This is a genomic window from Nonomuraea sp. MTCD27 (assembly GCF_041950495.1).
GTDB lineage: Bacteria > Actinomycetota > Actinomycetes > Streptosporangiales > Streptosporangiaceae > Nonomuraea.
On sequence record NZ_JBGNUW010000019.1, the window covers coordinates 166,369 to 187,306 of the forward strand.

At 72.0% G+C, this 20,938-nt stretch carries 20 protein-coding genes; 11 read left to right on the forward strand and 9 right to left on the reverse strand.

Annotation, left to right across the window (positions count from 1 at the left end; translation table 11 throughout):
- Positions 1 to 237: 237 nt before the first annotated feature.
- Genes ACBJ59_RS44195 through ACBJ59_RS44205 form a run of 3 tightly spaced genes read left to right on the forward strand, consistent with a single transcriptional unit; the run spans position 238 to position 5,315 of the window.
- Positions 238 to 2,748 carry a hypothetical protein gene (locus tag ACBJ59_RS44195; protein WP_375116083.1) on the forward strand — a complete coding sequence of 837 codons (2,511 nt, stop codon included), beginning with the start codon at positions 238 to 240 and terminating at the stop codon, positions 2,746 to 2,748.
- Entirely contained in the window at positions 2,643 to 4,118 is a 1,476-nt protein-coding gene (locus ACBJ59_RS44200; protein WP_375116084.1) for a metallophosphoesterase, read from the forward strand. The genes ACBJ59_RS44195 and ACBJ59_RS44200 overlap by 106 nt, the downstream gene beginning before the upstream one ends.
- Before the next feature lie 60 nt (positions 4,119 to 4,178).
- Complete coding sequence (locus ACBJ59_RS44205) at positions 4,179 to 5,315, forward strand: HupE/UreJ family protein (protein WP_375116085.1); 1,137 nt, start codon at positions 4,179 to 4,181, stop codon at positions 5,313 to 5,315.
- 10 nt (positions 5,316 to 5,325) lie between these two features.
- Here the strand turns inward: ACBJ59_RS44205 and ACBJ59_RS44210 are convergent, their stop codons facing one another.
- Complete coding sequence (locus ACBJ59_RS44210) at positions 5,326 to 5,895, reverse strand: TetR/AcrR family transcriptional regulator (protein WP_375116086.1); 570 nt, start codon at positions 5,893 to 5,895, stop codon at positions 5,326 to 5,328.
- Positions 5,896 to 5,977: 82 nt separating this feature from the next.
- Between ACBJ59_RS44210 and ACBJ59_RS44215 the strand changes: the two genes are divergently transcribed.
- Together ACBJ59_RS44215 and ACBJ59_RS44220 are read left to right on the forward strand one after the other, a co-directional pair.
- Positions 5,978 to 6,388: an organic hydroperoxide resistance protein gene (locus ACBJ59_RS44215; RefSeq protein WP_375116087.1), complete on the forward strand. Its 411-nt coding sequence runs from the start codon at positions 5,978 to 5,980 to the stop codon at positions 6,386 to 6,388.
- Positions 6,389 to 6,482: 94 nt separating this feature from the next.
- Positions 6,483 to 7,847 carry a sensor histidine kinase gene (locus ACBJ59_RS44220; protein WP_375116088.1) on the forward strand — a complete coding sequence of 455 codons (1,365 nt, stop codon included), beginning with the start codon at positions 6,483 to 6,485 and terminating at the stop codon, positions 7,845 to 7,847.
- Positions 7,848 to 7,857: 10 nt separating this feature from the next.
- Here ACBJ59_RS44220 and ACBJ59_RS44225 read toward each other — a convergent pair whose 3' ends face one another.
- Both ACBJ59_RS44225 and ACBJ59_RS44230 read right to left on the reverse strand, forming a co-directional pair.
- Complete coding sequence (locus ACBJ59_RS44225) at positions 7,858 to 9,285, reverse strand: hypothetical protein (RefSeq protein ID WP_375116089.1); 1,428 nt, start codon at positions 9,283 to 9,285, stop codon at positions 7,858 to 7,860.
- Positions 9,286 to 9,375: 90 nt separating this feature from the next.
- The gene (locus tag ACBJ59_RS44230) at positions 9,376 to 10,578 is read right to left on the reverse strand and encodes a hypothetical protein (RefSeq protein WP_375116090.1); all 1,203 of its coding nucleotides are present in this window, start codon (positions 10,576 to 10,578) and stop codon (positions 9,376 to 9,378) included.
- Between the two features lie 212 nt (positions 10,579 to 10,790).
- On the opposite strand from ACBJ59_RS44230, the gene ACBJ59_RS44235 reads away from it, so the two are divergent.
- Positions 10,791 to 11,069, forward strand: a complete 279-nt coding sequence (locus ACBJ59_RS44235; RefSeq protein WP_364136763.1) for a hypothetical protein — start codon at positions 10,791 to 10,793, stop codon at positions 11,067 to 11,069.
- Positions 11,070 to 11,078: 9 nt separating this feature from the next.
- On the opposite strand, the gene ACBJ59_RS44240 is transcribed toward ACBJ59_RS44235, so the two are convergent.
- The gene (locus ACBJ59_RS44240; protein ID WP_375116091.1) at positions 11,079 to 11,447 is read right to left on the reverse strand and encodes an STAS domain-containing protein; all 369 of its coding nucleotides are present in this window, start codon (positions 11,445 to 11,447) and stop codon (positions 11,079 to 11,081) included.
- A 237-nt stretch (positions 11,448 to 11,684) separates the two neighbouring features.
- Here ACBJ59_RS44240 and ACBJ59_RS44245 point away from each other — a divergent pair, with 237 nt between their 5' ends.
- The gene (locus ACBJ59_RS44245) at positions 11,685 to 11,948 is read left to right on the forward strand and encodes a winged helix-turn-helix transcriptional regulator (RefSeq protein ID WP_375116092.1); all 264 of its coding nucleotides are present in this window, start codon (positions 11,685 to 11,687) and stop codon (positions 11,946 to 11,948) included.
- Here the strand turns inward: ACBJ59_RS44245 and ACBJ59_RS44250 are convergent, their stop codons facing one another.
- Together ACBJ59_RS44250 and ACBJ59_RS44255 are read right to left on the reverse strand one after the other, a co-directional pair.
- On the reverse strand, positions 11,949 to 12,848 hold the full coding sequence (locus ACBJ59_RS44250) for a DNA-3-methyladenine glycosylase family protein (protein WP_375116093.1): 900 nt from the start codon (positions 12,846 to 12,848) through the stop codon (positions 11,949 to 11,951).
- Entirely contained in the window at positions 12,845 to 14,272 is a 1,428-nt protein-coding gene (locus ACBJ59_RS44255) for a PLP-dependent aminotransferase family protein (protein ID WP_375116094.1), read from the reverse strand. The genes ACBJ59_RS44250 and ACBJ59_RS44255 overlap by 4 nt, the downstream gene beginning before the upstream one ends.
- Before the next feature lie 186 nt (positions 14,273 to 14,458).
- Here ACBJ59_RS44255 and ACBJ59_RS44260 point away from each other — a divergent pair, with 186 nt between their 5' ends.
- Positions 14,459 to 15,337 carry an NAD-dependent epimerase/dehydratase family protein gene (locus tag ACBJ59_RS44260; RefSeq protein ID WP_375116095.1) on the forward strand — a complete coding sequence of 293 codons (879 nt, stop codon included), beginning with the start codon at positions 14,459 to 14,461 and terminating at the stop codon, positions 15,335 to 15,337.
- 115 nt (positions 15,338 to 15,452) lie between these two features.
- Here ACBJ59_RS44260 and ACBJ59_RS44265 read toward each other — a convergent pair whose 3' ends face one another.
- Both ACBJ59_RS44265 and ACBJ59_RS44270 read right to left on the reverse strand, forming a co-directional pair.
- Complete coding sequence (locus ACBJ59_RS44265) at positions 15,453 to 16,403, reverse strand: MerR family transcriptional regulator (RefSeq protein ID WP_375116096.1); 951 nt, start codon at positions 16,401 to 16,403, stop codon at positions 15,453 to 15,455.
- Positions 16,404 to 16,436: 33 nt separating this feature from the next.
- Positions 16,437 to 17,135, reverse strand: a complete 699-nt coding sequence (locus ACBJ59_RS44270) for an SDR family oxidoreductase (RefSeq protein WP_375116097.1) — start codon at positions 17,133 to 17,135, stop codon at positions 16,437 to 16,439.
- Positions 17,136 to 17,231: 96 nt separating this feature from the next.
- Here ACBJ59_RS44270 and ACBJ59_RS44275 point away from each other — a divergent pair, with 96 nt between their 5' ends.
- Positions 17,232 to 17,543, forward strand: a complete 312-nt coding sequence (locus ACBJ59_RS44275; protein WP_375116098.1) for a hypothetical protein — start codon at positions 17,232 to 17,234, stop codon at positions 17,541 to 17,543.
- Positions 17,544 to 17,578: 35 nt separating this feature from the next.
- Positions 17,579 to 17,872, forward strand: coding sequence for an antitoxin (locus tag ACBJ59_RS44280; RefSeq protein ID WP_375116099.1), 294 nt, complete (start codon positions 17,579 to 17,581; stop codon positions 17,870 to 17,872).
- A gap of 102 nt (positions 17,873 to 17,974) precedes the next feature.
- Here the strand turns inward: ACBJ59_RS44280 and ACBJ59_RS44285 are convergent, their stop codons facing one another.
- Positions 17,975 to 19,288: an MFS transporter gene (locus ACBJ59_RS44285; protein WP_375116100.1), complete on the reverse strand. Its 1,314-nt coding sequence runs from the start codon at positions 19,286 to 19,288 to the stop codon at positions 17,975 to 17,977.
- 135 nt (positions 19,289 to 19,423) lie between these two features.
- On the opposite strand from ACBJ59_RS44285, the gene ACBJ59_RS44290 reads away from it, so the two are divergent.
- The gene (locus ACBJ59_RS44290) at positions 19,424 to 20,914 is read left to right on the forward strand and encodes a cobyric acid synthase (protein WP_375116101.1); all 1,491 of its coding nucleotides are present in this window, start codon (positions 19,424 to 19,426) and stop codon (positions 20,912 to 20,914) included.
- Positions 20,915 to 20,938 lie beyond the last annotated feature (24 nt).

Consider the following 20,938-nt stretch of genomic DNA (forward strand, 5'->3'; position numbering starts at 1 on the left):
TGTCTCGTGACAGATGACCAGAATGAGGAGACATTTTCTGTTCCCTTCAGCCACTCCATGCTCAACGTTCACTCGCGCGCTCCAATGTGTCCGCGCTAGGGCAAGCCGCCTGATCGGTTGCTCAGAACGTTCGAGAAGGGACTGCACCCGATGCAGCCATTGGCATCACGGAAATCACTGGGTGGCTTACGGAAACGGGGACGGCTCGCCACGGCCGGCGTGCTCGCGGCGTTGCTCGTGAGCAGTCTCGTGACGGCGGCGTACGCCGATCCCGCCCCCGGCGAGCAGGAGCGGGGACGGCCCACCCCGACCCCGACCGGCACCCAGAGCCCGCCGACGCTCACCCCCGCGAGCGGTTCGTACCTTGAGGGGACGGTGAAGGCCGCCGCGGTCCCGACCGCGGCCGGTGACAGCGTCACGAAGCTCGCCATCGACGACACCGCGCTGAACGCCACCCGTACGGTCGGCGTCTCCAGGCTCAGCTTCGACGTCGGCTCCAACTCCACTGAGGCGCAGTACCACAGCTACGTGCTGGTCAACGGCGCCTACAAGAGCGAGATCGGCAACTTCGTCAACCAGCGGGCGACCATCGAGGTCCCGAACGAGCACCTCGTCAAGGGCGAGAACACCGTCGAGATCGTCGTCGGCGCGATCCAGTCGTCGTGCGGCACCAACTACGACGACTTCGTGCTGTCCGACGTGGGCCTCGAACTGCTCGGCGAGGTCGCGGACGGTGAGGACAACCCGTACACGTTCTCGTTCGGTGACGGCAGCTGCGGCACGAACACCTCGCTGCTGAAGCGCGCCACGCTCAAGTTCTTCACCCTGGGCGACCCGCAGGGCACCACGGGCCTGGCCGCGGACGTGGACACCACGACGCTGGCCAACGGCGAGCACGTCCTCAGCGCCACGACCGCGGCCGGCGTGACCGTCAAGAACACCGTGACCGTGAACAACGCCCCGGCCGGGGCGCCGCGGCTGCTCCCGACGGACGGCACGCTGGTGGCCGGCACCAAGCCGGTCTTCGCGACGGTCCCGGCGAGCGGCGAGGGCGGCGTCAAGTCGCTCACCGTGGACGGCGAGAAGCCGGTCACGAAGGCCACGCTGGGCAACGGCGCCGCGATGTTCGCCTTCGACGTGGGCGCGGACTCGGTGGACGACAAGTTCGACAACTTCCTGCTGGTCAACGGCAAGCGCATCGACCTGGGCGGCACCTGGGCGAGCGGGCGCGCGACGGTCGCGGTGCCGGCCAGGTTCCTGGTGCCCGGCGACAACACGATCAAGGTCGTCACCGGGGACTACAAGGAGACCTGCGGCAACAACCGCGACGACTTCGTGATCTCGAACCTCGGCCTCACCCTCGACGGCGCCACCGTGACGGGCCAGGACATCAAGCCGTCGTACGAGATGGGCGACGGCACCTGCGGCAGCAGCCAGACCGCCCTGCGCGAGGCCGAGCTGCGCTACACGATCGACGCCCCGGCGGTGCACGTCGCCGAGACGCTCGGCTCGGGCGAGGCCAAGCTCGGCTTCAACGTGGGCAGCAACTCGATCGAGGCGCGCTACCAGAACTTCGTGCTGGTCAACGGCCAGAAGGTCGTGCTGGACGGCGACTTCGTGAGCAAGCGCGTCGACCTCACGATCCCGAACGAGTTCCTGGTGCCCGGCTGGAACACGATCGACTTCGTGGCCGGCACCTTCCCGACGTCGTGCGGCAACAACCGCGACGACTTCACGATCTCGAACATCACCCTCACCCCGGCGCAGGGCACGGCCACCGGCCAGATGCTCAAGGCGTCGTACGGCATGGGCGACGGCAACTGCGGCGACACGGTGAACCCGCTGACCGAGATCGACCTGGAGTTCCTCGTGGACGCGCCGGCCCGGGGCCTGCGCGCCGACCTCGACACCACGGCCGTCAAGGACGGCAAGCACACCATCGCCGCCACGTCGAGCACGGGCGAGGTCGCCACCCGCCTGCTGCTCACCGACAACTCGGCGCCGAAGGTCGCCAAGAGCGTCCCCGCCGCGGACGAGAAGATCACCGCCTCCGTCGTGCTGGACGTCAAGCTGGAGGACGCCTCCGGCGTCGTGTCCGGGCCGGACGTCAAGCTCGACGGCCGGCCGATCGAGCTGGGCGTCCCGGTGGGCCCCGGGCTCAAGGCGGGCACGCACACCCTGACGGTGACCGGCGCGGACGGGCTCGGGAACGCCACGACCCACGAGATCGTGTTCGAGTCCGCGGGCATCCCGGACGTCCCCGCCGAGCTGACCCCCGCCCTGGGGGCCGTGGACGTCTCGGACCCGGCCACGCTCTCGGCGAAGGTGTCCGAGCCCGACGGCGGCCAGGTGACGGCGACGTTCTCGCAGGCCGAGATCCTGACCCCGAACCAGGCGTACCAGGGCACGGCCAAGTCCCTCCCGACGACCCTGCGGGTCCCGGGGGAGCGGCGGGCCAGGACGGACGCGCTGGAGCCCGCCGACAGCCGGACGCTCGACGCGCCCGCCGGGCAGGACCTCGTCTACCAGCGCTTCGACGTCCAGGTGAAGGGTCACGTGGACGCCCCGGTGCTGCGCTGGGAGGGCGCCGTCGACCCCGAGCGCCTGGCGTCCCTGCGGGTGTGGAACACGAAGTCCAAGGCGTGGACCTGCTCACCAGCGGCCGCGGCGCCGCCGAGGGCAAGACCGTGCTCACGGCCGTCGTGGACCGCGACTACATCGACGGACAGCAGGTCCACGTCATGGTGACGGGCGAGGACCCGTTCGCCGACGACATCGAGCCGGGTGACCCGAACGGCTTCGCCGACCCCGCCACGTACGACTTCTCGATCGTGCACTTCACCGACACGCAGTACCTCTCCGAGGGCGCGGTCGAGCAGGAGACGGCCGAGGAGCGCGCGGTGTGGGAGTCGGCCTACGCCGGCGTCGTCAACTGGATCAGCGCCAACAAGGACCAGCGCAAGATCTCCTACGTCGCCCACACCGGCGACATCATCGAGAACAACATCCGCAAGCCCGCCGACGAGGCCATGCAGCGGCAGGTCACCGGCGAGTTCGAGGTGTCGTCGAAGCAGCAGCGCGTGCTGGACGACGCGGGCATCCCGAACGGCGTGATCGCCGGCAACCACGACAACCAGTCGGGCACCGAGAACGGGCCGGAGGCGATCTACAACAAGTACTACGGCCCCACCCGCTACCAGGACGTGTCGCAGGGCTGGCAGCACGCCAAGTACGGCGGCCCGTGGAAGGAGGGCGACAACCAGAACCACTACGACCTGTTCTCCGCGGGCGGGCTGGACTTCGTCGTGGTCGGCCTGTCGTACGGGGTGACGCGGGAGGAGGCCGAATGGGCCGACTCCGTCTTCAAGAAGTTCCCCAACCGCAACGGCATCCTGCTCTCGCACGACTACCTCGTGCCGAGCACGAACCCCGACGGGCGCGGCGCCGGTTTCTCCGCCCCCGACGGGTCGATGTTGTACAAGACGGTGGTCGAGAAGAACCCGAACGTCTTCCTCATCCTCGCCGGCCACGAGCACGGCGTGGGGACCAACGTGAAGCCCAAGGTGGGCCAGGTCGGCAACGGTGTCGTCGAGCTGCTGGCGGACTACCAGTTCTACACGGTGTCGGCCGACCGGCTCGGGCTCACCGAGATCGGCGGCTACCGGCCGGAGGACCAGCTCCAGTTCGGCGCGAGCTTCTTCCGGCTGCTGCAGTTCGACGTCAAGCGGGCGGAGCTGAGCGTGGACACCTACTCGCCGCTGCTCAACGACTTCGGCGCCAACGAGTACGACCCGGCACGCCGGTACAACGGCCTCGAGGACAACATGGTGCTGCCGGTCGACCTCACCTCCCGTACGACGACGCTGCAGACCGACTCGCTCGCGCTCTACAAGCCGACCCGGACCATCGGTAGGAGCAAGGTCGCGTCGGGCCAGGTCGCCTCCGTGACCTGGGACCGCCTCAAGGACGACACGGCCTACGCCTGGTTCGTCACGGCGCGCTCCGCGGGCGGCGGCGTGACCGCCTCCGAGCCGAGCGTCTTCGTCACCAAGGACGAGCACGGCCGCCCCGGCACGTGGGGCCCGGACTCGCCCATGCACCGCTGGTTCAACCGCTAGCCGGCCAATCGCCGCCCCGGGCACGGGCCCGGGGCGGCCTTCCCCCTGGAGAACCGAGACATGCACCGGCTGCCCGCCGTCGTTCTCACCCTCGTCCTGGCCGCCGGGCTGGCCGGCCTGACGCGTCCCGCCCCGGCGGCGGCGCACGACGCGACCACGACCGCCCACGCCACGGTCACCGGCACCGGCACCGGCACCGGCACGGGCGTCAAGGTCGTGCTCGACCTCGAGTACGACCTGCTCATGAAGTCGGCCTGGCTGTACGCGGAGGCGTACGAGGCCGAGGAGCGGGCCGAGCAGCTGCGCCAGCTGGAGCTCAACCGCGACGCCGTGCTCGACTACGTCACCCGCCGCTTCGCCGTGGCGTACGACGACCGGCCCTGCGCGCCCACGATGGCGGGTGCCGCGGACGTGCGCCCGCGCGGCAAGGCCGCCTTCGCGGTGCTGACCCTCGACTACGCCTGCCCGGGCGAGCCCGGGGGCACCCACGCCATCTCCAGCGCGCTGTTCCCCGACGCCGAGACGTTCGTCCACAGCACCGAGACGCTCGTCCGCTACGAGCTCGACGGGGAGAAGGGCTCGGCCGTCCTGGTCGCCCAGAGCCCCACGTTGCGGGTCGGCGAGCGCCAGGCCGCGAGCCAGGTCGGGGAGTTCTTCGTGCTCGGCGCCGAGCACCTGCTGTTCGGCCTCGACCACGTCCTGTTCCTGCTGGCGCTGCTCATCGGCGCGCGCCGCCCGCGCGACGTCGTCATCACGGCCTCCGCCTTCACCGCCGCCCACAGCATCACGTTCCTCCTGGCCGCCATGGGGGTCGTGGACGTGCCCGGCGAGATCGTCGAGCCGGTCATCGCGGCGTCGATCGTCGTCGTGGCACTGGCGAACCTGCTGGGCCGGGAGGAGGACCGGCTGGGCAGGTGGCGGCTGCCGATCGTCTTCGCCTTCGGCCTGGTGCACGGCCTGGGCTTCGCCGGCGCGCTGGACATCGACCGGAGCGGGTCGTGGGAGCTGCTGCTGTCGCTGCTGAGCTTCAACGTCGGCATCGAGGTGACCCAGCTCGCGATCATCGCCGTGCTCTTCCCGCTGCTGGTGCTGCTGCGCCGGACGTCATGGTCGCGCTGGGCGGTGGTCGCGCTGTCGATCCCGATCGTGGCGGTCAGCGTGTACTGGTTCCTGGACCGCGTCCCGCTGCCGCTCTGACGGGGCAGGCTCAGTCCAGGACCCTGGTCAGGGCCTCCTGCACGGAGGCGCGGACGGTGACGGGGTCGTCGAGGTCGAAGCCGACCACGAGCCCGTCGCGCAGCAGCATGAGGATGTCGGCCACCCGCTCCGCGTCGGGGCGGCCGTCGCCGGCCAGCAGGTCGCGGTACAGCTCGCGGTTCCAGCGGCGGTGCTCGGCGATGGCCTGGCGGACCGGATGGGCCGGATCGGGATATTCGGCCGCGGTGTTGACGAAGGGGCAGCCCCGGTAGCCGGGGCCCGCGCCGAACTCGCACATGTAGGCGAAGATGCCGCGCAGCCTCTCGTACGGTGACTCCTCGCGCATCGCCGCGACCATCGCGCGCTGCCGAGACGACTGCATGGTCACGAACGCGCGGACGAGCTCGTCCTTGCTCGGGAAATGGTGGTAGAAGGTCGCCTTGGCGACGCCCGCCTCCGCGATGATCCGGTCGATCCCGACCGAGTGGACACCCTCCGCGTAGAACAGGCGCTGCGCCGTTTCGAGGACCCGGTCACGCGCCGGGCTCCGGCGGCCGCCCTCCAACGTTTCTGCGCTCACAGGTTGACGATACCAGACAGGTCTGTCTACTATCGGTTCAACGACGGACAGACAGGTCTGTCTACTTAGGAGAGGCCATCACATGAGCATCTACACCGCCATCGCCACCTCCGCCGGGCGCGACCGCCGCGCCGTTTCCTCGGACGGGAAGCTGGACGTCCAGCTGGCCCTGCAGAAGGAGCTGGGCGGCGACGGCGAGGGCACCAACCCCGAGCAGCTCTTCGCCGCCGGCTACTCCGCCTGCTTCGCTTCGGCGATGCGGCTGGTGGCGGGGCAGCAGAAGATCGACGTCTCCGAGGCGTCGGTCACGGCCGAGGTCGGCCTGTCGCCCAACGGCAAGGGCGGCTTCCAGCTCGACGTGACGCTCCGGGTCGAGCTGCCCGACGGCATCGCGCCGGAGGCGGCCCGCGAGCTCGTCGAGGCCACCCACCAGGTGTGCCCCTACTCCAACGCCACCCGCGGCAACATCCCGGTCAACCTCGTCATCGAGTAGCCGCAGCCAGCTCCTTAACCGCATTTGTCGAGGAATCTCCCGAAGTTGGCCGCCAACGCCCCGGCTGTGATCTTCTGGTCGGCGGGGGAGGCGTGTGAGCACACGGTTGGGCCGGTCGCTGCGGACACGGCTGGCGCTGTTCGCCAGCATCGCGATGTTGCTGCTGAACATCGTCGTCAGCGCGTTCGTGCTGTACGGCGTGCGCAACGAGGTGGCCGACATCCGGGCGCACGAGGTGTCCGGCAAGGCCGTGCGCGTGCTGCTCATGGTCAAGCGCAAGAGGCTGCCTCAGGTGCTGGAGGCCGGCGGGCTCGACGGCATCCAGGTGGTCGATCCGAGCGGGCGGCCGGTCGCCTGGACCCGGAACCTGGCCGGCTACCCCCGCCTGACCACGATGATCCCCCACAAGGACCAGGCCAACGACGCCGCGACGCTCTGCGACCTGCCGGCCTTCCCCCGCCGGTGCGAGATGGTGGTGGCCCTCGTCGCGTACGAGCCGGACGGCGAGTGGGTCATCTACTCCTTCTCCCCGGCGGTGCCCTGGTACATCGCCGCCGAGGTCCTGCTGTTCCAGGCCGGCGTGACGACGGTGCTGGTATTGCTGACCTGGTTCGGGGTGTCACGGGTCGTGGCCAGGACGCTCGCGCCCGTCAGCAGCATCACCAGGCGGCTGGCCGAGATCGCCGCCGGCGGCGGCGGGATGCGCGTGCCCGTCCCGACCAACGACGACGAGATCAGGGCCCTGGCCGAGACCAGCAACCAGACGCTGCAACGGCTGGAGACGGCGCTGGAGCAGCAGACGATGGCGATGGAGCGGCAGCGCAGGTTCGCCGGCGACGCCTCGCACGACCTGCGCAGCCCGATCACCGCGATGCGCGCCCAGGTCGAGGACGCCCTGCTGCACCCCGACGACGTCGACTGGCGGGAGACCTGCCACGAGGTGCTGGCCAGCCTGGACCGGCTGCAGGCCATCGTCGCGGACCTGCTCATGCTGACCAAGCTCGACTCCGGCGCCCCCGACAACCGCGAGCCCATGGACCTGGGCGACCTGGCCGCCGAGGAGACCGCCAGGCCGCGCGCCAAGCAGGTCATCACCACACTGGAGACGGGCGTGATCGTCTACGGTGACCGGCTGCAGCTGGCCCGCCTGCTGACGAACCTGCTGGACAACGCCGAGCGGCACGCCGAGTCGCAGATCATCGTGACCCTGCGGCGGCAGGGGGGCGAGGCCGTGCTGGAGGTCGTCGACGACGGCGCCGGCATCGCCCCCGACCAGCGCGAGGTCGTCTTCGAGCGCTTCACCCGCCTGGACGCCTCGCGCAGCCGCGACGTGGGCGGCACCGGGCTCGGCCTGCCCATCGCCCGCGAGATCGCGACGGCTCATCTGGGCACGCTGACCATCGAGGACTCCGACTCCGGCGCCCGGTTCGTCCTGCGGCTACCGCTCGAGGAGGAATGAGCCGCCCGGCTCAGCGGGGAAGGTAGGCATACCAGCCGCCTCGGCGCACCCCCGGCAGCCGGCCCTTGTCCCAGCTCCGGAGGAACGGCGCCGGGTTCGACCGGCCCTTGTCCACGGCGACCACCCGCTTGCCGGCGCTCCCGGCGTCGATGAGCGCGGCCGGGACCTGCGGCTCCCGCGGCCAGCGCAGGACCGTGTGGGCCTCGCAGCCCATCCGGTAGGCGATCATCACCGCGTGCTCGCCGTACACGAGGCACGGCGGGCGCACGTCCATGGCCGTCAGCGCCCGGGCCACCTCGATGTCGGCCTGCCGCTTGGGGAGCCGGTTGGCGACGACCTTGCCGAGCGTGACGCCCTGCAGGGCGAACTGGGCGAGCAGGCCGGCGGCGACGAGGCCGGCGCCGGCCCGGCGCGTCCGTGCCAGGCCGGCGGCGGCGTGCGCGACCGGGAAGGCCAGCAGCGCGTACGCGGGCAGCAGGAAGCGCGGCGCCGCGTAGCCGACCAGGAAGAAGTACGGCACCGCCAGGGCCAGGCCGCAGGCGGTCGCCAGCGCGCACTCGGCCAGGCGGCCCCGGCGCCGCGCCACGTACAGGCCGAGCAGGACGAGGGCGGGGATCGCCAGCCACCAGAGCAGCCAGGGCGTCACGACGGGCCCGCAGTGCGCGGGCGGGCGGCAGAGCAGCGGCCCGTTGAGCGCGCGGGCGTGCTCGGGCACCGAGAAGTGCAGGCCGGTCTCGTTCGCCGCCCCGGCGGCCTGCCAGCGGGCGGCCAGGCCGCCGAACCGGACGAACGCCTCGACGATCCAGTCGGCCCAGCCCGCGACCAGGCCCGCCGCGAGCGCGACCCCGGCCCTGACCTGCCGCCACGCGGGCCTGGCCAGCGCGAGCGCGAGCGGCAGGACGAGCCAGATGCTGTCCGGCGGGCGCAGCAGGCCCACGGCGGCCACGCTCAGCGCCAGCCCCACCGCCGGGCCGGGCCCGCTGCCCGGCCGCACGCAGCGCAGGAAGAACCCGGCGGCGGCCACCGCGCCGAAGGCCACCCACAGGTTCGGCATGGCCTCGTTCCCGTAGAACAGTGCCAGCCACGAGGAGGCGAACAGCAGGGCGGCGAGGGGCACCGTCGCGCCGGGGCGCACCCGCAGCCAGGTGCCGAACGACGCGTACAGGCCCAGCGCCGACAGCACGCACAGATAGACCCGCAGCGCCTCGGTGGACGAGGTGACCAGCATCAGCGGCGCGACCAGCAGGGTGATCCCCCTGGCCCGCGGCGCGATGAACTCGGCCGCCGGCCCGCGCGGGTCGACCTGGCTGACGTAGACGACCTCGTCCCAGCCCAGGCCCATCCCGGGCGTGACCATGACGAGCTGGGCGATCCCGTAGCAGAGCGCGACCAGGAGCAGCGGCGCCCGCGACGTTCGGAGTGATGTGCTCAGTCCCACCGGCCTGTTCTTAGCGTCCGGCCCGCCGACGGCGGGGCCATATCGACAAGTGCTGCCGGAACCCATGCCCGGCCATGGCACGAACCGGATTCAGCGGTTGAGCGCGAGGCTGCTCACCGGGTGCTCGCCCTCGGTCTGCAGCCGGTATTCGTGGCCCGACTTGGCGCGGTTGTCGTCGATGACCCGCTCGGAGGGTGCCTTGTCGCCGCCCATCAGCGCTTCCTGCATCTTCTCGAACCGCTCGTGGGCCTCCTGCACGTAGCCGGTGCCCAGGGTGGTGTAGTCGATCTGGGTGGCGATCAGTTCGCGGATGTAGCCCTTGTTCGGCTCGAAGGTGACCGGGGCGGGCAGTTCGGGGGCGCACACCTGCTCGGGGTCGCGGCCGTCGTGCTTCTTGAACAGCTCGGCGGCCAGCCGCAGGTGCTCCAGCTCCATGTTGAGGTGCAGCTCCCAGATGTTCTTCACCTTGGGGTCGGACTCGGTCTCCATGAAGGAGTGGTACAGGTAGCACTCGTTGTACTCGTGGTTGAGCAGCATCTCCCACCAGCTCTCGCCCGGGTCGACGAGCGATTCGTAGTGGGTGACGTGCTCTTCCTCGATGAGGCCGATCTCCTGGTAGAGCTGGCGGGCGATGGGCTCCATGTAGGTGGGGCCGACGTTCATGTAGAAGTTCATGGTCTGCTGCTCGGCGGCCATGATCGTCAGGGCGTGCAGCCGGCTGATCGGCGCGGTGGAGCTCTTGTCGTAGGGCTCGCGCACGTTGTCCATCGGGTCGCGGTGGTGCAGGTAGGTCGGGCGGCCCGGCATGACCTCGGTGAGCTGGTCGACGATCTTCTCGGCCTTGCGGTGCTCGATCATCTCGTACAGGTTGGCGTAGCGGTAGAGGTGGTCGAAGTCCTCCAGCACGCCGAACTGGTAGGCCTGCGTCAGGTAGGAGTCCGGCTCCATCCGGGCCACCCACGCGGTCAGGTCGACGGCGACCTGCTCGTAGGCGATGGTGGTCTCCAGCACCGAGGCCAGGCCGGGCAGCAGCCAGTTGACCACCTTCTGCTGCTGCGCCTCGATGTAGCGGACCCGGGCCAGTTGCTGCTTGACCTCCAGGTCCGGGCAGTGCCGGGCGAGCTGGTGGCTGAACAGGATCGCCTCCACCTCGATCCCGTTCATCGTGATGATCCGGCACCGCGTGTACGGATCGGCATGGTCGGGATCGATCGGCGTGACGTTCAGCTCACGCCAGTTCCGCAGCTGCCTGTCCAGCGGGATACCCCGCTCGCGCAGTGGGTTGAAGGTCATTGCGTCCGCTCCTTGACGGTCGAGAACATGCGGTGTGCCCGCCTACCGGAGGCTTCCCGGACCAACCTCTGCGCGCTCTCGCCAGGGGCTCAGCGTTCGGTAAGGATCCCGTCCGCCCGGTGCCCGCCGGCCGCTACCTGCGGCATGAGTGACCGGCCGGTAGATGGGGCATGCATCTCCGGACCGCATCGTGCGACCGGAGGGAGATCCACATGGACCAGCGGGTGACCGGCAGCCGGGACGTCCGCACCGAAGCGCACGGCCACGTCCGCTGCACGCCGCCTGCCGCCGCCGAGCTCTACGAGATCGCCGTCCTGGACACCACGGGCGGCGAGGGTCAGGCGCGCTGGCACACGATCGGCTGGGGCGTGGACAGGGGAGAGGCCGACAGCATCGCGGAGTCCTACGTGACCCGCGCGCTGTGCCCGTACGACGAGGCCCAGATCAGGCAGAACGGCGCGCTCGTCGGGGTGCACCGCCGGCCGGCGTGACCGGGGCCGCTACCCGGACTCCGAGGGGCTGACGCGGTCGACGTCCTCGATCGCCGCGATGGCCTGCTCCACGTGGTCGTACACCGTCACCGCGCGCAGCGCGCCGGTGATCTCCAGCAACCTGGCCGGCATCGACTGCAGCGCGGCCAGGTGCAGGCCGACACCGTGGGCGTTGGCGAGGGCCGCGGCGGCGAGCAGGACGGCCAGACCCGAGCTGTCCAGGAAGGACAGCCGGCTCATGTCCACGATGACATGCTCGTCCAGCCGCCGCCGCTGCTCGTCGATGTAGTCTTCCAGCCGCGCGGAACTGGTGGTGTCCACCTGACCGGCGATGGTGATCAGGGTGGCCCCGGACAGGTGGCGACAGGTGAGTTTCACAGGCACTCCTGGCGATGGGCTGCCGATGGGGGTCGAAACGGATACCGCGGCGACGCCTGCCGTTGCGGTTACTCTAGTCCCGAAGGTAGATACCGGAAAGACAGTTCGTCATAAGATCTTCGTGTAATAAGTTTCGTCCGTCCCAGCGGGGCCAGGACCAGGGCCGAAGAGGCGAAGGCCGTGAGCGATACTGATGATCGTCAGTCCAGTTGGACATTTCTTACCCATCACGCGCGGGTGCTCGTGGAGATAGCCCGGGATCCGGACATCCGGCTGCGCGACATCGCCGCCGGCGTCGGCATCACCGAGCGCGCCGTCCAGGGCATCGTCCGCGACCTCTACGAGGACGGTTACCTCAACCGTGACCGGATCGGACGGCGCAACCGCTACAGCGTCAACCTCGACCAGCACTTCCGCTACCCCACCGAGGCCGGCCTGCCGATCCGGCTGCTGATCGACATGTTCACCCGGCACGACCTGCCCTCCCGGCAGGACGCCTGATCAGTCCCGGCCCGGTGCCCGATCCTCCATGACGCCGTAGGCCGTCGCCCGGAAGAGGAACGAGGCCCAGGACCGGTAGGGCCGCCACGCCTCGGCCAGCCTCCGGTAGGAGGAGGGCGAGGCGTCCTCCGGGAGCCCGTACGCCTCGCGCAGGATCCCGAACAGCCGCGGCTCGTCCCCCGGGAACGCGTCCGGCGCGCCCGCGCCCCTGATCAGGATCAAACCCGCCGAGAACGGCCCCACGCCGGGCAGGGCGCGCAGCTCCGCCAGGGCCTCCTCGGGGGCGAGCGAGCGCAGGTGCTCGGTGGTGAGCACGCCGTCGAGCGCCGCGCGGGCCAGCCCGCGCACCCATTCCTCCTTCTGCGCGGGCAGCCCGAGGCCGCCCGCGTCCAGCAGCGAGACGGGCGGCGGGAAGGCCGGGTACGCCTGCCCGTCCAGCTCGACCTGCGCGCCGTACCGCTCCGCGATGCGCTGCTTGATCCGGGAGGCGATCAGCATCGACGAGCGCTGCACGATCACCGCCCAGCACGCCGCCTCCCACGGGCTCCAGAAGCACACCGGGCGCAGGCCGGGGCGCAGCCGTTGCAGGTCGCCCAGCACCGGATCGGCCTCGCCCAGCTTGGCGAAGCCGGCGCCGTCCACGTCAAGGGAGAGGATCCGCGCCACCTCGCCCCGGATGCCCGGCCCCGCGGCCCGCGTCGTGGCGACGTCGACCCCGTCCGGCGCGGCCGTCACGCGCACGCCGATCGGCCGCCAGTCGGACTCCGCGCAGTAGGCGAAGCGCAGCGCCCGGCCGTCGGACGGCAGCGCGCTGGTGGCCGGCCAGTCCTCGACGAAGCGCAGCGAATCGGCGAAGTCGAACGGGCCCTGGGCGGTGAGCGTGAATCCGTGCGTGGTCATGCGCGTATGGTAGGCGGCCCGGCAGGGCGGCTCCCCGGGCGGGCGATCGCCTGGACCAGCGCCTCGACGGCGGCGGGGTAGGCGTGGGCGAGCGGTGCGGCGTACCCGACGACCAGGGAGGGCGGGTGGCGGTCCCGGTCGCCGCGCACGTAGTCGCCGAGCGGGCTCGCCCCGACCGAGGCGGCGCGCAGCGCGGCCACGGCCTCCGCCTCGCTCAGGCCGGGCGGCAGCTCCAGGAGCGCGTGCAGGCCAGCCTCGATGCCGCGCAGGCGGGCCCGGGGCAGGCGGGCGCGTACGGCCCCGGCGAGCAGGTCCCGGCGGCGCCGGTAGCCGCGGCGCGCCGTGCGCAGGTGGCGGTCGTAGTCGCCGGTGTCCAGCATCCTGGCCAGGGCGAGCTGGTCCAGCGGGCTGTACTGCCTGGCCCGGCGCTTGGCCTCCACCAGCGGTTCGAGCAGCGGCGGCGGGCAGACGACCCAGCCGAGCCGGACGGCGGGGCCGAGGGTCTTGCTGGTCGAGCCGGCGTACACGATCCGGGACGGGCGGCGGGACTGGAGCGCGGCGATGGGGTGCCGGTCGTAGCGGTACTCCCCGTCGTAGTCGTCCTCCACGATCCAGCCGAGGTGCTCGTCGGCCCAGGCCAGCAGGGCCGAGCGGCGCTCGGCCGACATGCTCGTGCCCAGCGGGAACTGGTGCGCGGGCGTGCACACGGCCACCTGGGCGCCCGCGGCCTCCAGCGTGTCCACCCGCGGGCCCGCCGCGTCCACCGGGACGTCGGCGACCCGCACGTGGTGGCCGAGCAGCCGGACGTGGTCGCCGATGGCGGGGTCCTCCATCCCCGCCGTGCGCACGCCCAGCTCGGCGAACGCCTCGGCGAGCAGGCCGAGGGCCTGGGTGTAGCCCGAGCAGACGACCAGGTGGGCCGGGTCGGCGCGGACGCCTCTCACCCGCCCGAGGTAGGCCGCCAGCGTGGTGCGCAGCTCGATGCGGCCCCGGGGGTCCCCGTCGCCGAACGCGTCGGAGGGGGCCTCGCGCAGCGCGTGCCGCATCGCGCGGGCCCACGCGTCGCGCGGGAAGGACTGCGCGTCCCGCCGTCCCGGGCGCAGGTCGTGGCGGGGCGCCGCCGGTGGGAGCGCCGCCGCCCGCGGGCCGGCCGGCTCCGCGCCCCGCTCGGCCACCCGGGTGCCCGACCCCTGCACCGAGGTGAGCCACCCCTCGGCGACGAGCTGCTCGTACGCCTGCGTCACCGTCCCCCGGGACAGCCCGAGCTGGCCGGCGAGGTCCCGGCTCGACGGCAGCCGCGTCCCCGCGACCAGCCGGCCCGCGCGGATCGCCGCGCGCAGCGCCTCCTCCAGCGCCCGGCGGCGGGCGCCCCAGCCCGGCAGGTCGAGCGGCAGCTCAAGGCCCGGCGAGCGGGTGCGCGGCATGGAAGTGGTCCAATTCAATGGGCGGTTACTGGCCCATAGTAATGGGATGATTCGCCCATAACGTGGCTGCATGAACGTTGATCTCCGGACGCGGAGGCCCGTCACCGGCGTCGTGCCGTGCGCGATCGGCGCGGCGGTCCGGCTCGGCGACCGCCGGCCTCTTCCGGAATGAACAGGAGAGATCACATGCGTGTCTTCGTCGCGGGCGCCACGGGCGCCATCGGCCGCTACCTCGTCCCGGCGCTCGTGGCGGCCGGTCACGAGGTCACCGGCAGCACCCGTACGGAGTCCGGGCTCGCCCTGCTGCGCGCCCAGGGGGCCGACGGCGTGCGCCTCGACGTCTTCGACGCCGGGGCCGTCAAGCGGGCGGTCGCCGCCGCCGCGCCCGACGCGATCATCCACCAGCTCACCGCCCTGAGCGGCGGCAGCCCGGCCGACAACGGGCGCATCCGCCGGATCGGCACCCGCAACCTGGTGGACGCCGCCCTCCAGGCCGCCGTCCCGCGCATCGTGGCCCAGTCCATCGCCTGGGCGTACGAGCCGGGCGACGGCCCCGCCACCGAGTCCACCCCCCTGGACGAGGGGGCGCCCGAGCCGCGGGCCACCACGATCGCCGGGATCACCGCACTCGAACGGGCCGTCGCGGGCCTCGACCGGCACGTGATCCTGCGGTACGGCCTCTTCTACGGCCCCGGCACCTGGTACCGGCCCGACGGTCCGGCGGCCGACGTGCTGCGCGGGCGCACGGACGATCCGGCGTCGGTGTTCCTCAGCGGCCTGGTCGCGAACGACGCGGTGTCGTCGTTCGTGCACGTCCAGGACGCCGCCCTGGCCACCGTCGCCGCGCTCGACTGGCCGGCCGGGCCGGTCAACGTCGTGGACGACGAGCCCGCGCCCGCCCGTGAGTGGCTGCCCGTGCTGGCCGCCGCCGCGGGCGTGCCGGCGCCCGCCCCCGCCTCCGGGCGCCTGGGCTGGCAGCGCGGCGCCGGCAACGCCCTGGCCCGCTCGCGCGGCTGGGCGCCGCTGCACCCCACGTGGCGGACCGGATTCGGCGCGGGCGGCTGATCTCAGGGAGCCGGATCCGAGGTACGCGGGCCACCTTGCCCAGGGCTGCCATCGGCGCGCCCAGCCGGTGCGGGAACGGCCCCAGCACGCGTACCCGACCGCGCGGGAGGCCGGGCTAACCGGGCAGGCGGGTGCGCAGGGCCTCGGTGAACCAGCCGAGCGCCGGGGTCAGGCTCTCCGGGGGCGACCAGCCGTTGATCACGGCCAGCAGGCGCACGTACCGCTCCCTGCGGGGGTCGTCGGCCGCCTCCAGCCGGGCGAGCAGGCGGCGGAGCGTGCCGGGGTCGTCCGGGTCCAGGCCGTGGTCGTGGGCGTAGCGGGTGGTGAGCGACGTGACGTACGGGCCGGCCTCGGGAGCGGCCGGGTCGAGGCCGGCGGCCAGCGCGGGGGCGGCGAGGTCGCGGGTCAGCGCGGCGGGGTCGGGCCGCACCACCGGACCGGACCGCCGGTCGGTGGCACGCCGGTCGGCGGCCTGGAGTTCGGCCATGCGGCGGAACCGGGCGCGGAAGTCCGGGTCGCGGGACAGCTCGGCCAGTTCGACCCACGCCTCCACCTGCTCCGGCTCGGGGTCGTCCGGCAGTTCGGGGGTCATCGAGGGCATGATCCCCGCGAAGGCGGGGTCGGCGTCCAGGTCGCCGAACGCGGCGGCGAGGAAGTCGCCGATCAGGCGGTGGCGCTCGTCCTCCGACAGCTTGGCCAGCTTGTGCATCAGTTCCGTCTCCTCAGGGGTGGAGCCGCGCCTGGCCACCGCCCGCAGCACCGCGCGCCGCAGGCGCAGCGCGCGGATCTGCGCCTCCAGGGCCTCGGCGTGCGCCGCGGCGACCTCGGGCAGGGAGATCTCCCGGTCCACGACCTCGCGGATCGTGGGCAGGTCCAGGCCGAGGTCGCGCAGCGTGCGCACCAGGTCGAGGCGGGCGACGGCGGCGACGTCGTACAGGCGGTAGCCGGCGGGGCTGCGTCCGGTGGGCGGCACGATCCCCTGATCGGCGTAGAACCGGATGGTCTTGACCGTCAGCCCGGTGCGCCGGGCCAGGTCACCGATCGAGTAGAGCGTGTCCCCGTCCATGCCCCAACTCTGGCGTCTCCCCTCGGTGGAGACTCAAGGGGCCGTGTAGAACAGGCGCGGGTCGCCGGCCAGGGACGCCTTGACGGTGGCGCTCCACTCGTCCACGACGACCTCGTACGCGTCCGACTCGACCCCGTCGAGCGCGGCGCGGGCCACGTCCGCGGGATCGAGCAGGTCGCCCTCGTAACCGGCCATCATGTCGGTGGCGGCGGCTCCCAGGTGCACGCCCGTCACCAGGGTGCCCTGGTCGCGCAGCTCCAGGCGGATGCCGTTGGTGAGGCTCCACGCGGCGGCCTTCGCGGCGCTGTAGGCGTTGGCCCCGTCGTAGGAGAACCACGACAGCGCCGACAGCACGTTGAGTATCGCGCCGCCGCCGTTCGCGCCCAGGACGGGGGCGAACGCGCGGGCCATGTTCAGCGTGCCGTAGTAGTGGGTGTCCATCTCGAGGCGGATCTTGTCCAGGTCGCCGCCGATCAGGTTCGTGTAGGTGGCGATGCCGGCGTTGTTGACCAGGAGCGTGACGTCCTGGGCGGCCGCGGCCACCGCCGCCACCGACGCGGGGTCGGTGATGTCCAGCTTCAGCGGCTCCACTCCGGGGAGGTCCACGAGCGAGGGGTTGCGCGCCGTCGCGTACACCTTCTTCGCGCCCCGCTCCAGCAGTTGCTGGGCGAAGCGGCGGCCGATGCCGCGGTTGGCGCCGGTCACGAGCGCGACGGAACCAGAGATCATCATGGCTGCCTCCTGGCAGGTCACAGGTTTCAGGTGGGACGTGGCTACGCTAAAACCTGACGTTGACGTCAGAGGCAAGTGTTGTGAGGGGAATCACTCATGCGCATCGGTGAGCTGGCCGCGCGGACCGGGGTGAGCGTGCGGGCGCCGCACCTCCTCACGGCGGGCCTGCCGAGCCGGTCGATCGTGCCGTTGATGCCCTACGTGAGGTCCCGCGAGGTGGCGCCCGAGTTGGTCGAACGGCTGCGGGCCGAGCGCGAGCGCATCGACGGGCGGATCGGCGACCTGGTGCGGACCCGCGACAAGCTCGACTCCATCATCGCCGTGGTCGCCGCGGCCGCCCACGAGGGCACGTCCTGCCCGCGTCCTGAGGGGGACCTGGTGGCACATCATCCGAGGTGGGAGGGGTAGGGGCGGGAGGTAGTCCTAAGAAGGGGGAGACGGTCATGAGCCGCATCGCAGAGTGGCTGAGGAAAGCCGAGAACCTCGCCAGAGGGCACTCCAAGCAGGCCGACCAGGTGCTGGACCGCGCTGAGCAGATCGTGAAGGAGCGCACCGGGCACAAGTACGACGACAAGATCACCAAGGGCGTGGACGCCGTGCAGCGCCGCTACGGCGGCGGGCAGCCCGGCCAGCAACCCGGTCAGCAACCCGGTCAGCAGGCCGGCCAGCAGCCGCCTGCCCAGGCCCGTCCTGAGACGCAGGAGGAGCGCGAGCGGCGCACGCCGCCGCAGGGCTGAGCCGATGGCGCGCGGAAAGTGCCGGTGGCAGCGCCACCGGCACCGTTCCCGCGTGCCGTCAGCGGCACGCGTCCCGCGTGACCTTGTCTCGCGCGCGTACGGTCAGCGGCGCGCGTCCTCCAGCACCTTGTTCGCGTCCCGCTCGAACGACGCCCTGGCCCCGAGTGTGAGCAGGCCGCCCACGATCATGGGGATCACCAGGATGTACATGCCGGACAGCAGCGAGCCGAACTGGTCCGAGGCGATGCCGACGACCAGCGAGCCGAACGCGGCGCCGAACGTCAGGAGCAGTTGCAGGACGGCGAAGCCGAGGCCGCGCGAGGCGGCCGGCACCACGTCCGCCAGGCACGCCGTCATGTTGGGGATCGCGATCGACATCAGCGAGCACGCGACCAGCACCAGGACCGTCAGCGCGGCGACCGAGTCCATTGACAGCGCGGCGGCCAGGACCAGCGAGCCGGCCGTGATGCCGCCGCCGCCCGCCAGCAGCCGGCCGCCCTTGCGGGTGCCGTGCCACTTCCGGCCCAGCCACGAGCCGACCAGGGTGCCGGTGAGCGTTCCGGCGATGGTGATCAGGCCGCTGAGGGAGCCGGCCGTGCCCACGCCGACGCCGAAGCCGCGCACCATGAGCGTGGGCATCCAGTAGAAGACGCCGGCCAGGCCGAGGCTGAGGAGGGCCAGGCCGATGCAGACGAAGACCAGCGTCGGGATGACGATCACCTGGCGGAACTGCGCCCAGAAGGGCGGCTTGGGCGCGGCCTCCGGCTTGACCTCGGCCTCGCCGGTGGCCACCAGCCGGTCCAGCTCGCCGCGCCGCGGCTCGCGCAGGAACCAGACGAGCACCGCCGTGAGCAGGCCGGGGATCACCATGATGAGGAACGCCGAGCGCCACCCGTACGCCTGGGCCAGCACGCCGCCGAGCAGGGTGCCGACGCCGCCCAGGTACGTGGTCACGCGCGTGAGCCCGTACGCCTTGGCCCGGCTGGCGGGCGGGTAGTAGTCGGCGAGCAGGCTGCCCGCGGCCGGGTTGTCGATGTTCTCGGCCGCCGCCAGCACCACGCGCATCAGGTAGAACAGCGCGAAGCCGGTGGCCAGGCCGGAGCCCAGCGTGGCGATCGCCCAGATGAAGACGACCACCGCGATGATCCGTGTGCGGCTGAAGCGGTCCGCCAGGTATCCGGCGGGCAAGGAGACGATGGCCGCGGCCAGGGCGGCGGCCGTCGGGATGGAGCCGGCGGCGGTGTCGCTGAAGCCCCATTCCTTCTGTATGAGCGGGAGCACGCCTGATAGGAGGTTGTGCTCGATCCGGTCCACTAGTCCGACGATGAAGAGCACCACGAGGGGTGCCCAGCCGAATGGCGCGCGGGACTGCGCGTCGATGGTGCCTGTACGCGGCGAACCGAACGTCCCGACCATGCCCACCCTTTCCGTAGGGAAATCTAGAATTGAGTTCTAGGGCAATGTTCTAGCCAGAGTGGCAGAAGTCACAGCGTTCGTAAATGGGTGATTACCGCGAAATTTCGTGACTCACCCCTCCGGTACGGTGATCGCATGGTCAAGGGGGCACTGCTGGTCGCGGGGACCACGTCAGACGCGGGCAAGAGCGTGGTCACGGCCGGGATCTGCCGCTGGCTGGCCCGACAGGGGGTCCGGGTCGCGCCGTTCAAGGCGCAGAACATGTCGCTCAACTCGTACGTCACCGCCGACGGCGCCGAGATCGGCCGGGCCCAGGCCATGCAGGCGCAGGCCGCCGGCCTCGAACCCGTCGCCGACATGAACCCGGTCCTCCTCAAGCCGGGCAGCGACCGCCGCAGCCAGGTCGTGCTCATGGGCCGGCCGGTGGCCGACGTGGACGCCATGGAGTACGGCGCGCTGAAGGACCTGCTGCGCACCTCGGCGCTGGAGGCGCTCGGGCGGCTCAGGAAGCAGTACGACGTGGTGGTGTGCGAGGGCGCGGGCAGCCCCGCCGAGATCAACCTGCGCCGCGGCGACATCGCCAACATGGGCCTGGCCACGGCCGCGAACCTGCCCGTCATCGTGGTCGGCGACATCGACAGGGGAGGGGTGTTCGCCGCCTTCTACGGCACGGTGGGCCTCCTGGACGCCGCCGACCAGTCCCACCTCGCCGGCTTCGTGGTGAACAAGTTCCGCGGCGCGAAGGAGCTGCTGGAGCCCGGGCTCGACATGCTGCGCCGGCTGACCGGGCGGGAGGTGTACGGCGTGCTGCCCTGGCTCGACGGGCTCTGGCTGGACGTCGAGGACTCCCTGGCCCTCGACAGCCGCCGCGTCGCCGTACGCCCGCCGTACGGCAGGCAGACCCTGCGGGTGGCGGTCGTGCGGCTGCCCAGGATCTCGAACTTCACCGACGTCGACGCGCTGGCCGCCGAGCCGGGCGTGGTGGTGCGGTTCGCTAGCGATCCGGTGGAGCTGGACGACGCCGACCTGGTGGTGCTGCCCGGCTCGCGGGCCACGGTCAGCGACCTGGCCTGGCTGCGGGAGACCGGCCTGGCGGCGGCCGTCCGCGCGCGTCGAGGGCCTGTCCTGGGTGTTTGTGGCGGGTTCCAGATGCTGGGGCGGGAGATCGTGGACGAGGTCGAGTCGGGGGCCGGGCGGGTCGAGGGGCTGGGCATGTTGCCGGTGCGGGTCGAGTTCGGGCGGGAGAAGCGGCTGGGCAGGCCCGAGGGGGCGGCGTACGGGGAGCCGGTGCGGGCGTACGAGATCCACCACGGGATGGCGACGGTGGAAGGGGGCGAGCCGTTCCTGGACGGCTGCCGGGCCGGGAACGTCTGGGGCACGACCTGGCACGGCGCCCTGGAGAACGACGGGTTCCGGCGGGCCTTCCTGGCCGACGTGGCCGGGCGGGCGGGGCGTGACTTCGTACCCGATCCCGCCACCGACTTCGCCCGGCTGCGGGAGGAGCGGCTCGACGCGCTCGGGGACCTGGTCGAGCGGCACCTCGACACGGACGCCCTGCTCCGCCTCATTGAGCACGGCCCGCCCGAGGGCCTCCCGACGCTCCCACCGGGCGCCCCGGCCGCCTGAGCACCCGGCATCCGGGCCCCGGGC